Consider the following 14,393-nt stretch of genomic DNA (forward strand, 5'->3'; position numbering starts at 1 on the left):
GCGGCTTGCCACCCTCAAACCCGCAGGTCAGCAAGCCGCAGACCAGGCTCGCCAAGTGTCAACCATGATCACCCCATCGAGCGAATCACCGCTCTACCGAGAACCAAAACCAACTTCGTGCGTCGCCTAGAACAAGCAAGGAGGCCGGCCCAGGCACCAGGAGACCCCCGCCCCACACCCCCACCGACCCGACCACCACACCCCCGGCCAACCTCCCCCACCGCCCCACCACCACCAGCCGGACGAGGTGCGGGCACACAGCCCTCACTGAGGTGCAGCGGCCCGCCCGGGAGTACAGCGAAACCTGCCGAGGCCCGGCCACCGCCAACCCACCCACTGGCCCACGGCGGCCTGCCGGGCTGCGGCCACCTGACAGCCGCACGGCGGCCTGCCGGGCTGTGGCCATCTGACTGCCGGGGCGGCCACGCGCTGGTCCGCAGCGGTCTGCCGGGCTGCGGCCACCCGACTGCCGCACGGCAGCCTGCCGACACACGGCGGCCGGCAGGGGTGAACGGAGGCGGGACACCGGGGCGTCCGTCAGACCCTGGGCGCGCGGCCGTCAGACGCCGGGCGCGCGGCCGTCAGGCCCGCTGGGCACGAGCCGAAGCGTAAAGACACACCGCGGCGGCGGTCGCCAGGTTGAGGCTCTCGGCCCCGCCGTAGATCGGCACCTTCAGCGAGGCGTCCAAACCGGCCACGACCTCGTCCGGCAACCCGTGCGCCTCGCTGCCGAACACCCACCCGGTCGGCACGGCGAGGTCACCGCGCAGGTCGGCGGTCACCAGGTCCTCGGGCGCGTACCCGTCCGCCGCGACCAGCCGCAGCCCCGCCGCGCGGCACGCCGCGAACGCCTCGCCCGCGTCCCGCACCCGCGCGATCGGCAGGTGGAACACGCTGCCGGTGGACGCGCGCACGCACTTGCCGTTGTGCGGGTCGACCGTGTCGCCGGCGAAGATCACCGCGTCGGCGCCCGCCGCGTCCGCCACGCGCACCACGGTGCCCGCGTTGCCCGGGTCCGCCACGCCGTGCAGCACGGCCACCAGCCGCGCACCCGGCGCGAGCGCCGCGGAAAGCGGCACGTCGACGAGCGAGCACACGGCGACGAGTCCCTGCGGCGTCACGGTCTCCGACAGCCCGGCGGCGGCCTTGTCGGTCACGGTGCTGACGGGCACGCCGGCGTCGACCGCGGCGTGCACCAGCGAGCGGTTGCGGGTGGCGGCGTCGGCGGTGACGAAGAGTTCGTGCACGTGGCCGCGGTCGGTGGCGGCCCAGGCCAGGGCCTCGCGGACGGCCTGCGCGCCCTCGGCGAGGAAGCGCGAGGCGCGGTCGCGGCCGGAACGCCTGGTCAGGTGCTTAGCGGCAACGACCCGGGGAGTCCGTTCGGTGAACGGAGCATCCCCGGGTCGTGGTGCGCGATCGTTCGCGCTCAGGCCTTGTCCTCGACGGGCGCGTTGACGTCGCTCGGCAGGGCGGCGCGAGCGGCCTCGACCAGCGCGGTGAACGCGCCGGCGTCGCTGACGGCCAGCTCGGCGAGGATCTTGCGGTCGACCTCGATGCCGGCCAGGCGCAGGCCCTGGATGAAGCGGTTGTACGTCATGCCGTTGGCGCGGACACCGGCGTTGATGCGCTGGATCCACAGCTTCCGGAAGTCACCCTTGCGGGCGCGGCGGTCCCGGTAGGCGTAGTTGAGCGAGTGGAGCACCTGCTCCTTGGCCTTGCGGTACAGCCTCGAACGCTGGCCGCGGTAGCCGCTGGCGAGCTCAAGGGTGGTACGGCGCTTCTTCTGGGCGTTCACTGCCCTTTTGACGCGTGCCACGGGTCCATCCTGTCGATCTCGTGGGGCCGGTGGGGGCCGACCCCGGTGTTCAAAGGGGTGAAGGTCTAAGGCTCAGAAGCGTCTAAGGCCCGAAAGGCCCGGAAAAGCCCGGAAGGGCTCAGACGCTCAGAGGCCGAGCAGCTTCTTCAGCCGCGGCACGTCGTTCTTCGCGACCTCGGTCGTGCCGGAGAGGCGGCGCGTCAGCTTGCTGGACTTCTTCTCCAGCAGGTGGCGCTTGCCGGCCTTCTCGCGGACGAGCTTGCCGCTGCCGGTGACCTTCACGCGCTTGGAGGTCCCGCTGTGGCTCTTGTTCTTGGGCATTTCCGTCCTCAGTCTCGTGCAGCCACCGGGGATGGGGGCGGCCATGCTTGCTCCCGGCCCGGAGGCCGGGAGATCACTCTTCGACAGACTCCGACTCGGACTCGGCCGGCGCCTCGTCGGCGCTGTCGTGCTTGATCGGTCGGGTCTTCGTGGTCTTGTGCGGGGCCAGCACCATGATCATGTTGCGGCCGTCCTGCTTCGGGTTCGACTCGACGAAACCGAGCTCCGCGACGTCTTCGGCGAGCCTCTGCAGCAGGCGGTAACCCAGCTCCGGCCGGGACTGCTCACGGCCCCGGAACATGATGGTCACCTTGACCTTGTTCCCGTGCGACAGGAAGCGGGCCACGTGGCCCTTCTTCGTCAGGTAGTCGTGCGGGTCGATCTTCGGCCGGAGCTTCTGCTCCTTGATGACCGTCAACTGCTGGTTGCGGCGAGACTCGCGGGCCTTCTGCGCGCTCTCGTACTTGAACTTGCCGTAGTCCATGAGCTTGCAGACGGGCGGCCGAGCCTGCGCGGCGACCTCGACGAGGTCGAGGTCCGATTCCTGGGCGAGTCGGAGCGCGTCCTCGATGCGAACGATCCCGACCTGCTCGCCGTTCGGCCCGACCAGACGAACCTCGGGCACGCGGATGCGGTCGTTGATGCGCGGCTCGGTGCTCGCGGGAGCACCTCGGTTCGAGGGACTTGTCATTCACGTCCTTTGTGACTCGTTGTGCGCCAAAAGACAAGAGGCCCCACACCTGCCCGGTGTGAGGCCCGCTTCCGACCGATCGCACAACGAAGGGCGCAGTCCACCCCTCGTGGGACCGGACCCGGCCACCTGCTCGAAGCGGCAGACTCGGGTGGGAGCGGGGCTCCACTTGCCGTCCCCACAGGTGCGGGGACTGGTCGCGCGGAGAATACTAGCAGACGGCCTTGTCAACCCCCGAATCGGCGACCCGTCCGGGGTGGTTGCGAGAATGGCTCCCGTGACCGACCTGCCTTCGAACAACGTCCGCGACCTGTCCGATGTTCCCAGCGTCGAGGTGATCAGCAAGGCGGCGATCATGCTGCTCTCCTCCGCCGCCGAACGCCTCGGCCTGGCCGACGAAGACCCCGAGCACAGCCCGCGCCGCGACCTCGACGAAGCCCGCCGCCTGATCACCGCGCTGGCCGGCCTGGTCACCGCGTCGGCCGAGTACCTGGGCCCGCACGCCGGGCCGCTGCGCGAGGGGCTGCAGTCGGTGCAGCGGGCGTTCCGGGAGGCGTCGGCGTACCCGGACGAGCCGGGCCAGGGTCCGGGCGAGAAGTACACCGGCCCCGTGTACTGAGCGTTCAACTCAGGTGTTCTGAGCGTTGGACTCTCGCGCCCCGAGCGTTGGACTCTCGCGCCCCGAACGTTGGACTCTCGCGCCCCGAACGTTGGACTCTCGCGTTCGGAACGTAGGACACGCGTGAGTGGTGACGTGGGGTGAGGGGGCTCGGTGCGGTAGGTGGTGGGGATTAGGGGCGGACGCCGTTGGCGCGGAGGCGGCGGGCGGCCAGGGCCTGGATCACCTCGGGGTCCTGCCGCCGCCAGCCCTCGACCGGGTCGCCGGGGAACGCCGCCAGGTCGCGCAGCGACAGGGTGTTCAACGCGTGCAGCGCGAGCAGGTCGAGGCGGCCCTGGTCGCGCAGCCGCCGTGCCACCGCGGCCCGCCGGGCGAACCTCAGCCGCAGCGGCAGCCACGTGATCAGCACGAACGCCAGCGGGATGGCGATCAGGGCGATGGTGAGCCACAGCGCGGTGGACTCCACCGCCTGCACCTGCGCCTGGCCCGCGTCCGACAGGGTGCCGCCCGCGGACCGGCCGCGTTCCAGCGCCTCGGCCAGCCTGTCGCCGACCAGCGGCACGTCGCGGGCCTTGTCGGCGGCGTCGCCGAACGTGTCGGTCAGGCTCTGCCCGGCGTCGGACAGGCCGTCGCCGGGTGCGCGCAGGGCGCGGACCGAGTCGCCCACCGCCGTGGCGACCTTCACCCAGAACCACGTCCAGGCGACGGCGAGCAGGTCGGCGAGGACTTGCCACAGCAGCCGGGGCGGGCGATCCGCGTACCACTTCATGAGGTGTGGTCTTACCACCCCGGCGTTACCGGAAACCCGAGTGATGGTCGTCGCGGGCCGTCCTCGGGGTCGGTGGCACTACTGTCGAAGTGTGGGGATGACGTTCGGTGAGCTGCTCCGCGCGCACCGGTTGCGGGTCCGGTTGACGCAGGAGGAGCTGGCGGAGGGTTCCGGGGTCAGCGTGCGGGCGATCAGCGACATGGAGCGCGGTCGGGCGAAGGGGCCTCAGCGGCGCACGGTGGAGGCGCTGGCGGGTGTGCTGTCGTTGGCGGAGCAGGAGATCGGTGAGTTGCTGGACGCGGCCAAGCAGGGCCGGGCGCGTCGTGCGGTGTCGCCTGCGACGCCGTCCGCGTTACCCCCGGACGTGGCCGACCTGACCGGTCGCGAGGGTGAGCTGGCCGAGTTGGCGGCGGTGGCGGAGGGTACGCGGACGACGTCGGTGGTCGTGGTGCACGGTCCGCCGGGTGCGGGGAAGACGGCGTTGGCGGTGCGGGCCGCGTATCGATTGGCGTCTCGTTTCGCGGACGGGTGCTTCTTCTTCAACCTGCGCGGGATGGACGTGCGGCCGGTGCACCCGTCCGAGGTGGTGCACCGGATGTTGTCGGCGTTGGGTGTGCCGGAGAAGGAGATCCCGGCGGGTGAGGCGGAGCGCTCGGACCTGTACCGGGCGCGGTTGCGGGAGCGGTCGACGTTGCTGGTGCTGGACAACGCGTCGGACGAGGCGCAGGTGCGGCCGTTGCTGGCGACGGGGTCGGGTTCGCTGGTGGTGGTGACGTCGAGGTTGGTGCTGGGCGGGTTGGAGGCGAGCCGGCGGTTGGGGCTGGACGTGCTGGACCCGGGTGAGTCGTTCGACCTGTTGGGCGCGATCGCGGGGCGGGCGCGGGTGGGTGCGGAGCCGGTGGCGGCGGCGCGGGTGGCGAAGTTGTGCGGTCACCTGCCGCTGGCGCTGCGGATCGCGGGCAACCGGCTGGCGAGTCGTCCGAAGTGGACGATCGGGCACCTGGCCGGGCAACTGGTGGATGAACGGCGGCGGTTGTCCGCGTTGACGGCGGGTGACCTGCGGGTGCGGACGGCGTTCGAGATGTCGTACCGGCAGCTCGGGGCGAAGGCGGCGGTGTTGTTCCGGCGGTTGTCGTTGGTGCCGGGTGCGGATTTCGGGCCGGACGTGGCGGCGGCGCTGGCCGATGTGGACCGGTTCGCGGCGGAGGACACGTTGGAGGAGTTGGTGGACATGAGCCTGCTGGACACCGCGGAGGTGCCCGGCCGGTACGTGTTCCACGACCTGATCCGGGTGTTCGCCGGTGAACGGCTGGCGGACGAGGAGCCGGCGCCGGTGGTGGGGCAGGCGCGGCGGCGGATGGTGGACTGGCTGCTGGGCACGGCGGTGCGGGCGGCCGGGTTCTTCGGGCCGGACGCGCGGACGACGCCGTCTGGGTTGTTGGGCAGCCAGGAGGACGCGGACGCGTGGTTGACCGCGGAGGCGGGCAACTGGTTGGGCGCGATGCGGTGGGCGGGTGCGAACGGGCTGCACGCGGAGGTGTTGCGGCTGGCCACGGCGATGCACTGGTACTCGGATCAGCGTGGGCGGGCCGAGACGTGGGTGGAGGTGTTCACCGCGGGGGTGGCGGCGGCGCGGGCGTTGGGCAGCGTGCGGGACGAGGCCGTGCAGCTGAACTTCCTGACGTGGACGTTGTCGGTGCTGATGCGCCGGTTCCCGGAGGCGTTGGCGTTGCACGAACAGGCGTGGCGCGCGTCGGTGGCCGCGGGTGACGTGGTGGAGCAGGGTTGGGCGGTGCACTACCGCTCGGTGTCGGAGTTGCGGACCGGGCGGTTGGAGGAGGCGCAGGTCAGCGCGCGGCGGGCGCAGGAGCTGTTCCGGCGGGCGGAGTTCGGGCTGGGTGAGCAGATCTCGTTGTCGTGCCTGGCGTTGGTGCTCGACGGGTTGGCGCGGCACGAGGAGGCGGTGCGGGTGCACCGGGAGCTGCTGGCGAACGTGCGGTCGGGGAGGTTGGAGCTGGCGCCGGTGATGGCGACCGAGATGTCGGCGACGCTGCTGGTGCGCACGGCGCAGAGCCTGGTCCGGTTGGCGCGGTGGCCGGAGGTGTTGGCGGCGGCCGACGAGGCGTTGGAGCTGCTGCGTGCGGCGCCCGCGCCGTCGAGCTTGTGCGATGCCCGCTACCTGCGGGGGTTGGCGCTGCACCGGCTCGGTGATGCGGAGGCGGCGCGGGCGGAGCTGGTGCTGGCGGCGGCGTTGGCCGACGAGCACCGGCACCACCGGCTGGCGGTGGTGCTCGGCGCGTTGGCGGACGTCCAGGACGACTTGGGCGACCCGGTCGAGGCTGGGGTGTCCCGCGACCGGGCCGCCGCCGCGGAGTCAGCCGATCGGTGATGCGTTCCTAGCCATCGCCGGGTCCTTCCCTGACGTTCTCCTTGGGGGGTGAGCCCAGTCAATCGCGCGCGCCCGTCCGGCACCACGCAGAACAACCGGCAGAAGTACGTGCGGTCGCCCGTTGGTGAGGACTGCCGGTCGGTCGGGAGGTGTCGGTCGAGCACGGTGTCAGTCGAGCACGGCGAGCGCGTCGATCTCGACCAGCAGCCTGTCGGGCAGGCCGACGTAGACGGTGGTGCGCGCGGGGAACGGTTCCTCGGTGACGAATTCGCCGTAGGCGGCGTTCATCTCGGCGAAGTGGGCGGTGTCGGTGAGGTAGACGCGCAGCATGACCACGTCGGCGAGGGACGCGCCGCCCGCCGCCAGCACGGCGGTCACGTTGCGCATGGCCTGCCTGGTCTGTTCGGCCACGGTGTCGCCGACGACGTCGCCGGTGGCCGGGTCGAACGCGACCTGGCCCGCCACCTGCAGGATGGGCCCCTTGCGGACGCCCTGGGAGAACGCGGCCACGGGGGTGGGCGCGTCGGCGGTCCTGATCTCGGTCTTCGCCATGGGTTGTGCGTTTCCTCTCTGGGTCGAACGGTCAGTCGCGCGGCGTCCAGCCGCACTCGACGGAGGCCGCTCGCGCGGTGGCGAGCAGGTCGGGCAGGTGGCCGAGGAGGCCGTCGAAGTCGAGCAGCACCTTGGGCACGGACATCGAGACGGCGGCGACGACCTCGCCGCGGGCGCCGCGGATGGGTGCGGCGACGCAGTGGATGAAGTCCTCGTGCTCGGCGTTGTCGACCGCGTAGCCGGCGGAGCGGACGCGGTCCAGCTCGGCCAGGTAGGCGTCGGGGGTGGTGATGGTGTTCGCGGTCAGCGGCACGTAGTCGATGGACCGGGCGATCTCGCGGCGGCGGGGTTCGGGCAGGTCCGACAGCAGCACCTTGGCGACGGCGGTGCAGTGCAGCGGCGCCCGTCTGCCGATGCGCGAGTACATCCGCATGGGGTGGGTGCTGTCGTACTTGTCGATGTAGATGACCTCACCGTCCTCGTAGGAGGCGAGGTGGACGGTGTAGCCGGTGCGGGCGTTGAGGTCGCGCAGGGCGTTCTCGGCGCTGCGCCGCACGTCGCGTTCCTCCAGCGCCCGGTTGGCGAGGTCGAACAGGGCGGTGCCGAGCCGGTAGTGGTGCACGCCTTCGCGTTGCACGAACCGGTGCGACTCCAGGGTGCGCAGCAGCCGCATGGTGGTGGACTTGTGCACGTCGATGACGCCGGACAGCTCTTCCAGCGTCTTCGGCCCGGTGGCCAGTTCACCCACCAGGGTCAGCGCCCGGTCCAGGCTTTGGCTCATCGACGTCTCCTCAGGTGTGCGGCGGCCCACGTGCGGGAGTCGGCGTCCAGCAGTGGCACGGTCACCGCGGGCGGCAGCGACTCGCCGACATCTTCCCTGGTGAGCAGTGCGGAGGCGGCTTGGAGGTGCCCGGCGCGCAGCCGGCGTGCCGGTGGTTCGCCGGCGAGGTGCGCGGCGAGGTAGCCGGCGGCGAAGGCGTCGCCCGCGCCGACGGGCTCCACCACCTCGACCCGGAGGCCGGGTTGGAACGTCGTCTCACCGCGTTCGTGGACGGTCGCGCCGCGTGCGCCGTGCTTGACCACGAGCGTCGTCGGGCCGGGCAGCAGCGCGCGCAGCTCGGCCGGGTCGCCCGTCCCCCACACGGCCTGCGCCTCGTCGGAACCGGCGAGCACGATGTCCGCCGCGTCGGCGAGGTCGCGCAGCACGGACGGGTCGCGGTCGTGCCACAGCGCGGGGCGCCAGTTGAGGTCGAACGACACCGGCACGGCCCGCGGTCGGCGCAGGACGGCGCGCAGCAGCTGCAGGCAGCTGTCCGACAGGGCGGCCGTGATGCCGCTGACGTGCACGAGCGCCACGTCGTCGAGGCGCAGCCGGTCGAGCGTGTCGGGGCCCATCGCGGAGGCCGCCGAGCCGCGCCGGTAGTACCGCACGGGGCTGCCCGCGGCGTCGGCTTCCTTGACGTAGAGGCCGGTCGGCCGGTCGGGGTCGACGCGCACGTCGGTGACGTCCACGCCCGCGCCGCCCACCGCGTCGAGGACGGCGCCGCCGAACGCGTCGTCGCCCACGGCGCTCACCCAGCGGCTGCGCACGCCCAGTCGGGCCAGGTGGACGGCGACGTTGGACTCGGCGCCGCCGATCGCCCGGTTCCACGTGCGCACGGCGCGCACCGGGCCGGGTTCGGCGGGCACCAGGACCGCCATGGTCTCGCCGAGGCACACCACGCCGCCCGGCAGGTCGAACCGCATCCGTGCTCCTCGCTCGACGATTGACGGCCAGGCGACTGAATGTTACACACTCCAGCATCACATTGCGCAATAGCCGTTGCGTCACATGCAACGTGAGGAGCGACAGACGTGGACCTCGACGCTGTGGCCGCCATCCGCGACGAGCGGGTCGACTGGCGGTTCAAGGGCCTGCCCGCCGACGTGTTCGGCGCGACGGTCGGTGACGTGGCCGGACGCCGGCTCGACCTGTTCGCCGACGGTTTCGTCGGGCCCCTGGTCGTGCTGGACGCCGCCGCGCTGGAGCACAACCTCGCCACCATGGCCCGCTGGTGCGAAGACCACGGCGTGCTGCTCGCGCCGCACGGCAAGACGACCATGGCCCCGCAGCTGTTCGCCCGCCAGTTGGCGCACGGCGCGTGGGGCATCACCGCGGCCAACACCAGCCAGCTGCGGGTCTACCGGGCGTTCGGGGTGCGGCGGGTGCTGCTGGCCAACCAGCTCGTCGACCCGGCCGGGCTGCGGTGGCTGGCCGCCGAACTGGCTGCCGATGACACGTTCGAGTTCACCTGTTGGGTGGATTCCGTCGCGGGCGTGGCGCGGATGACCGAGGCGTTGGGCAGGGTCGACCGCCCGGTGGACGTGCTGGTCGAGCTCGGGGCGCGCGGCGGGCGGACCGGTGCGCGCGACCAGGCCACGGCGGTGGAGGTGGCCCGGGCCGCCGCCGCGAGCCCGGCGCTGCGGCTGGTCGGCGTCGGCGGCTACGAGGGGGCGCTGGCGCACGACGCGTCACCCGCGGCCCAGTCCGTCATGGACGGTTACCTGACGTCGTTGCGGGACTTGGCGATCGCGCTGCGGGACCGGTTCGAGGTGGCCGACCCGATCGTCACCGCGGGTGGCAGCGCGTACTTCGACCAGGTGGCGGCGAAGCTCACCGAGCCGTGGCCGTTCCCGGTGCGGCCGGTGCTGCGCAGCGGCGCGTACATCACCCACGACGACGGCTTCTACCGCGGGATCTCGCCGCTGGGCCGCACGCCCGGCGCGCAACCGTTCCGCAGCGCGCTGCGGGCGTGGGCGCAGGTCACCTCACGTCCCCAGCCCGACCTGGCGCTGCTCACGCTCGGCAAGCGTGACGCGTCGTTCGACGAAGGCCTGCCCGAGCCGCAGGTCGTGCGCGGGCGGGACGGCGGGACGCGACCGCTGGCGGCCGAGGTCACCGCGCTCAACGACCAGCACGCGTTCGTGCGGCTGACCGGTGACGACGTGGAAGTCGGCGACTGGGTCGGCCTCGGCCTGTCCCACCCCTGCACGGTGTTCGACAAGTGGCAGCTGATCCCGGTGGTCGAGGGCACCACCGTGGTCGACCTGGTCCGCACCTACTTCTAGGAGGCACACCGTGGACATCGTCTTCCGAGGCGCACGGGTCGTGGACGGCACCGGCGCGCCCGCCTACCGCGCGGACGTGGGCGTGCGCGACGGGCGGATCGCCGAGATAGGTGACCGGGTCGACGGCGGGCGGGTGGTCGACGCAGACGGCCGGGTCCTCGCGCCCGGCTTCATCGACATGCACTCCCACTCCGACCTCCAGGTGCTGGCCAACCCCGACCACCTGGCCAAGGTCTCCCAGGGCGTGACCACCGAGGTGCTGGGCCAGGACGGGCTGTCCTACGCGCCCGCCGACGACGAGGTGCTCGCCGTGCTGCGGGCCCAGCTCGCCGGCTGGAACGACGACCCGCCCGGCTTCGACTGGGACTGGCGCTCGGTCGGCGAGTACCTGGACCGCCTCGACCGGGGCATCGCGGTCAACGCCGCGTACCTCGTGCCGCAGGGCACGCTGCGGATGCTGTGCGTCGGCTACGACGACCGGCCCGCCACCGACGCCGAGCTGGACCGGATGCGGGACGTGCTGGCGCGGTCGTTGCGGGAGGGCGCGGTCGGCATGTCGTCCGGCCTGACCTACACCCCCGGCATGTACGCCGACACCGCCGAGCTGACCGAGCTGTGCCGGGTCGTCGGCGAGCTGGGCGGGTTCTACAGCCCGCACCACCGCAGCTACGGCGCGGGCGCGCTGGACGCGTACGCGGAGATGGTGCGCGTGTCGCGTGACTCGGGCTGCCCGCTGCACCTCGCGCACGCCACGATGAACTTCGAGGTCAACCGCGGTCGGGCGGGCGAACTGCTGGACCTGCTCGACCGGGCCATCGCGGACGGCGCCGACATCACCCTCGACACCTACCCGTACCTGCCGGGCGCGACGTACCTGTCGGCGTTGTTGCCGAGCTGGGCGGGCGAAGGCGGACCCGAGGCGACGCTGGCCCGCCTGACCGACGCGGGCACGCGGGAGCGCATCCGGGTCGAGCTGGAGGAAACCGGCTCGGACGGCTGCCACGGCGTGCCGGTCGACTGGGAGGCCATCGAGGTCAACGGCGTGCGCAGGACCGAGAACGCGCACCTGGTCGGCTCCTCGATCGCCGAGTCCGCGCGGCGGGCCGGGCGACCGCCCGCCGAGCTGTACTTCGACGTGCTGGTCTCCGAACGGCTGGGCACCTCGTGCCTGATGCACGTCGGCCACGAGGACAACGTCCGGGCGATCATGCGGCACCCGGTGCACACCGGCGGCAGCGACGGCCTGCTGGTCGGCGACCGGCCGCACCCGCGCGCGTGGGGCACCTTCCCCCGCTACCTCGCCCGGTACGTGCGCGAACTCGGCGTGCTGGGGCTGGAGGAGTGCGTGGCCCACCTGACCGGGCGTGCCGCGCAACGGCTGCGGCTGGCCGACCGCGGGCTCGTGCGCGAGGGCTACGCCGCCGACCTCGTGCTGTTCGACCCCGACGCGGTCGCCGACACCGCGACGTTCGAGCAGCCCCGGCAGGCCGCCGAGGGCATCACCCACGTCGTCGTCAACGGCGTCACCGTGCTCGACGACGGCCGGCGCACCGACGCCCTGCCCGGCCGTTCCCTGCGCAACCCCGGGAGCCGCGTGTGATCGACTGGTTGCAGCACACCACCGGAGGCCTGCTGACGCTGTCCGCGCTCAGCATCGCCCTGCTCCTGGCGATGATCATCAGGTGGAAGGTCGAGCCGTTCATCGCGCTGCTCGTCGTCGGCCTGCTGGTGGCGCTGGCCGCGGGCCTGCCGGTGGAGACCCTGGTCGGCTCGGCGCAGAAGGCGTCGGAATCCCTGGTGGAGAAGGGGTTCGGCGGCATCCTCGGCCACGTCGCCGCGATCATCGGCCTGGGCACGCTGCTCGGCTCGATCCTGGAGGCCTCCGGTGGCGCCGAGGTGCTGACCCGGTCACTCCTGCGGGCGTTCGGCGAGAACCGCGCGCCGCTGGCCATGGGGCTGGCCGGGCTGATCTTCGGCGTGCCGGTGTTCTTCGACATCGGCATCTTCGTGCTCGCGCCCCTGGTGTACGTGGCCGCGAAGCGCAGCGGCCGGTCGATCGTGCTGTACGCGATGCCGTTGCTGGCGGGTTTGTCGGTGATGCACGCGTTCATGCCGCCGCACCCCGGACCGGTCGCGGCGGCCGGGATGCTCGGCGTGGAGCTCGGCTGGATCATCATCATGGCGCTGGCCGTGGCGCTTCCCGCGTGGTTCATCGGCGGTGTGCTGTTCTCCGCGTGGATCGGCAAGCGGCTGCACGTGCCCGTGCCGGAGGAGATGCTGGCCGCGGCGGAGAAGATGCGCGGCTCGCAGACCAAGGGCGAGCCGCCGCTGTCGCTGGTGCTGGGGATCATCGCGGTGCCGTTGGTGCTGATCCTGGCGGGCACGTTCGGCAGCATCCTGTTGGCCAAGGGCTCCACCCTGCTGGGCGTGTTCACGTTCTTCGGCACGCCCGCGGTGGCGTTGACGATCGCCGTGCTGCTGGCGTTCTGGCTGCTGGGGTTCCGGCGGGGCATGACGCGCGAGCAGGTGACCGAGCTGTCCGCCGCGTCGCTGCGGCCGGTGGCGATGATCCTGCTGGTGGTCGGCGCGGGCGGGTTCTTCGGCGCGGTGCTGTCCGCGACCGGTGTGGGCAAGGTGCTCGCCACGTCGCTGGCCGACGTCGGGTTGCCGGTGATCGCACTGTCGTACGTGATCAGCTGCGGGATGCGCATCGCGCAGGGCTCGGCCACCGTGGCGATCGTGACCACGACCGGCATCGTCCAGCCCGTCGTCGCCGACCTGGACTACTCGCAGCCGCAGCTCGCGCTGCTCGTCATGTCGATCGCGGCGGGCTCGATCATCGCCTCGCACGTCAACGACGGCGGGTTCTGGATCGTGTCGCGCTACTTCGGCCTGTCGGTCAAGGAAACCCTCCAGACGTGGACCGTGCTGGAGACCATCCTGTCCGTGGTCGGCTTCGCAGTCGCCGCCCTGCTCAGCCTGGTCGTGTAACCCGCGGGACGGCGGGTGCCCCGGTTCGCCGGGGCGCCTGCGCGTTCAGCACCTGGTTCACCGCAGGAGCCGCGCCCACGCGTTCAGCGGTTGGCGCGGCACCTGCTGGCACCTCGACCAGCCGCCGCCAGGGCACCTCCGCCAACCGGCACCAGGCAACCGCCGCCAGCGTCCGCCGCCCGACCTCGGCCAGCCTGCTCCGCCCGCCTCGGCTCAGTCGGCGCTCAGCGGCTCACCGTTCGCCAACGGCTCACCGTTCCCCATGGGTCCACCGTCGCCCAACCGCTGCTCACCGTTGCCCAACGCCGCCTGGAACCCGGCCAGGTAGGTGCGCAGACCACGCTGGCCGCTGCGCATCATCAACTCGTGGTTCGCCTTGAGCAGCGGACGGCCGAGCAGGGCCAGGCGGCGCAGCAACGGCTTGCGCACCACCACCTCCTGGTCGTACACCAGCCGCGACCCGGTGCCCTCGCCGAAGACGCGCCAGCTCACCGTGCCGTCGAGGTCGCCGACCAGGTCGGCGCGCAGCAGCCCCGCCTCCGGTTCCCGGGCGTTGTGGTGCGCCTGGAACACCAGGTCGTAGGGCAGCACGGACCGGCAGCGCAGCTCGGCCGCCTGCTCCGCGATCTGCCGGGCGGCGCGCACCTCGCGCCACCAGCTCGGGTAGCTGCCCAGGTCCGCGAGCACCTCGAACGCCCGCTCGGGCGTGGTGTCCACCGACCAGACGCTGCGGAAGCGGTACGAGTTCAGACGCTGCGGCATGGCGCCATGGTCACGCACATCGGCCCGGTCACGCAGACCGGCCAGGCAGACCGGTCGCGCGAACCGGCCGCGCGGTCCGGCGCAGACCGGTTGCGTCGGCCCGGCCACTCAGGCGGTCGCGTCGGTCCGGTCGCGTCGGTCCGGTCGCGTCGGTCCGGTCGCGTCGGTCCGGTCGCGTCGGTCCGGTCGCGTCGGTCCGGTCGCGTCGGTCCGGTCGCGTCGGTCCGGTCGCGTCGGTCCGGTCGCGTCGGTCCGGTCGCGTCGGTCCGGCAGGCGGACCGGCAGGCGGACCGGTGCAGTACGTATACCGGTCGGGTGGCGGTTGGGTTTGGCCAGCGCGGTGGGTGTCCGGGCCGGCGCGCCTCCTTTAATCCG

At 72.3% G+C, this 14,393-nt stretch carries 14 protein-coding genes; 5 read left to right on the top strand and 9 right to left on the bottom strand.

Annotation, left to right across the window (positions count from 1 at the left end; translation table 11 throughout):
* Positions 1 to 581: 581 nt before the first annotated feature.
* From B0I31_RS38475 to infC, 4 genes are all read right to left on the bottom strand, one after another.
* Positions 582 to 1,430, bottom strand: a complete 849-nt coding sequence (locus B0I31_RS38475) for a TrmH family RNA methyltransferase (RefSeq protein ID WP_106620355.1) — start codon at positions 1,428 to 1,430, stop codon at positions 582 to 584.
* Positions 1,427 to 1,816 (bottom strand): 50S ribosomal protein L20, encoded by a 390-nt coding sequence (gene rplT, locus B0I31_RS38480; protein ID WP_106620312.1) that lies wholly within the window; start codon positions 1,814 to 1,816, stop codon positions 1,427 to 1,429. The genes B0I31_RS38475 and rplT overlap by 4 nt, the downstream gene beginning before the upstream one ends.
* A gap of 126 nt (positions 1,817 to 1,942) precedes the next feature.
* A complete protein-coding gene (rpmI, locus tag B0I31_RS38485) occupies positions 1,943 to 2,137 on the bottom strand; it encodes a 50S ribosomal protein L35 (protein WP_053722438.1) in 195 nt (64 codons plus the stop codon).
* Between the two features lie 73 nt (positions 2,138 to 2,210).
* Entirely contained in the window at positions 2,211 to 2,828 is a 618-nt protein-coding gene (gene infC / locus B0I31_RS38490) for a translation initiation factor IF-3 (protein ID WP_106620313.1), read from the bottom strand.
* A 268-nt stretch (positions 2,829 to 3,096) separates the two neighbouring features.
* Between infC and B0I31_RS38495 the strand changes: the two genes are divergently transcribed.
* Positions 3,097 to 3,447, top strand: a complete 351-nt coding sequence (locus tag B0I31_RS38495) for a DUF1844 domain-containing protein (protein WP_053722440.1) — start codon at positions 3,097 to 3,099, stop codon at positions 3,445 to 3,447.
* 172 nt (positions 3,448 to 3,619) lie between these two features.
* Here the strand turns inward: B0I31_RS38495 and B0I31_RS38500 are convergent, their stop codons facing one another.
* Positions 3,620 to 4,216: a hypothetical protein gene (locus B0I31_RS38500; protein WP_106620314.1), complete on the bottom strand. Its 597-nt coding sequence runs from the start codon at positions 4,214 to 4,216 to the stop codon at positions 3,620 to 3,622.
* 97 nt (positions 4,217 to 4,313) lie between these two features.
* Between B0I31_RS38500 and B0I31_RS38505 the strand changes: the two genes are divergently transcribed.
* Entirely contained in the window at positions 4,314 to 6,605 is a 2,292-nt protein-coding gene (locus tag B0I31_RS38505) for an ATP-binding protein (RefSeq protein WP_245950762.1), read from the top strand.
* Positions 6,606 to 6,773: 168 nt separating this feature from the next.
* Here the strand turns inward: B0I31_RS38505 and B0I31_RS38510 are convergent, their stop codons facing one another.
* Genes B0I31_RS38510 through B0I31_RS38520 form a run of 3 tightly spaced genes read right to left on the bottom strand, consistent with a single transcriptional unit; the run spans position 6,774 to position 8,903 of the window.
* A complete protein-coding gene (locus B0I31_RS38510) occupies positions 6,774 to 7,157 on the bottom strand; it encodes a RidA family protein (RefSeq protein ID WP_106620315.1) in 384 nt (127 codons plus the stop codon).
* A 31-nt stretch (positions 7,158 to 7,188) separates the two neighbouring features.
* Positions 7,189 to 7,938, bottom strand: a complete 750-nt coding sequence (locus B0I31_RS38515) for an IclR family transcriptional regulator (protein ID WP_106620316.1) — start codon at positions 7,936 to 7,938, stop codon at positions 7,189 to 7,191.
* Positions 7,935 to 8,903, bottom strand: coding sequence for a sugar kinase (locus tag B0I31_RS38520; RefSeq protein ID WP_106620317.1), 969 nt, complete (start codon positions 8,901 to 8,903; stop codon positions 7,935 to 7,937). Before B0I31_RS38520 ends, B0I31_RS38515 begins: the two co-directional genes overlap by 4 nt.
* 108 nt (positions 8,904 to 9,011) lie before the next feature.
* Between B0I31_RS38520 and B0I31_RS38525 the strand changes: the two genes are divergently transcribed.
* Genes B0I31_RS38525 through B0I31_RS38535 form a run of 3 tightly spaced genes read left to right on the top strand, consistent with a single transcriptional unit; the run spans position 9,012 to position 13,256 of the window.
* Positions 9,012 to 10,265 carry an amino acid deaminase gene (locus tag B0I31_RS38525; protein ID WP_106620318.1) on the top strand — a complete coding sequence of 418 codons (1,254 nt, stop codon included), beginning with the start codon at positions 9,012 to 9,014 and terminating at the stop codon, positions 10,263 to 10,265.
* A gap of 10 nt (positions 10,266 to 10,275) precedes the next feature.
* A complete protein-coding gene (locus B0I31_RS38530; RefSeq protein ID WP_106620319.1) occupies positions 10,276 to 11,865 on the top strand; it encodes an N-acyl-D-amino-acid deacylase family protein in 1,590 nt (529 codons plus the stop codon).
* Entirely contained in the window at positions 11,862 to 13,256 is a 1,395-nt protein-coding gene (locus tag B0I31_RS38535; protein ID WP_106620320.1) for a GntP family permease, read from the top strand. Before B0I31_RS38530 ends, B0I31_RS38535 begins: the two co-directional genes overlap by 4 nt.
* A gap of 213 nt (positions 13,257 to 13,469) precedes the next feature.
* Here B0I31_RS38535 and B0I31_RS38540 read toward each other — a convergent pair whose 3' ends face one another.
* Positions 13,470 to 14,018 (bottom strand): SRPBCC family protein, encoded by a 549-nt coding sequence (locus B0I31_RS38540; RefSeq protein ID WP_245950764.1) that lies wholly within the window; start codon positions 14,016 to 14,018, stop codon positions 13,470 to 13,472.
* Positions 14,019 to 14,393: the final 375 nt, after the last annotated feature.

Origin of the sequence: Saccharothrix carnea (genome assembly GCF_003014735.1) — a bacterium.
In the GTDB taxonomy this organism is placed as follows: Bacteria; Actinomycetota; Actinomycetes; order Mycobacteriales; family Pseudonocardiaceae; genus Actinosynnema; species Actinosynnema carneum.

What these genes read in the sequence shown, in the direction of transcription:
- B0I31_RS38510 (WP_106620315.1), bottom strand. Translation starts at nt 7,157, where the DNA reads ATGGCGAAGACCGAGATCAGGACCGCCGACGCGCCCACCCCCGTGGCC.
- B0I31_RS38505 (WP_245950762.1), top strand. Translation starts at nt 4,314, where the DNA reads ATGACGTTCGGTGAGCTGCTCCGCGCGCACCGGTTGCGGGTCCGGTTG.
- B0I31_RS38500 (WP_106620314.1), bottom strand. Translation starts at nt 4,216, where the DNA reads ATGAAGTGGTACGCGGATCGCCCGCCCCGGCTGCTGTGGCAAGTCCTC.
- infC (WP_106620313.1), bottom strand. Translation starts at nt 2,828, where the DNA reads ATGACAAGTCCCTCGAACCGAGGTGCTCCCGCGAGCACCGAGCCGCGC.
- B0I31_RS38495 (WP_053722440.1), top strand. Translation starts at nt 3,097, where the DNA reads ATGGCTCCCGTGACCGACCTGCCTTCGAACAACGTCCGCGACCTGTCC.
- B0I31_RS38540 (WP_245950764.1), bottom strand. Translation starts at nt 14,018, where the DNA reads ATGCCGCAGCGTCTGAACTCGTACCGCTTCCGCAGCGTCTGGTCGGTG.
- rpmI (WP_053722438.1), bottom strand. Translation starts at nt 2,137, where the DNA reads ATGCCCAAGAACAAGAGCCACAGCGGGACCTCCAAGCGCGTGAAGGTC.
- B0I31_RS38515 (WP_106620316.1), bottom strand. Translation starts at nt 7,938, where the DNA reads ATGAGCCAAAGCCTGGACCGGGCGCTGACCCTGGTGGGTGAACTGGCC.
- B0I31_RS38520 (WP_106620317.1), bottom strand. Translation starts at nt 8,903, where the DNA reads ATGCGGTTCGACCTGCCGGGCGGCGTGGTGTGCCTCGGCGAGACCATG.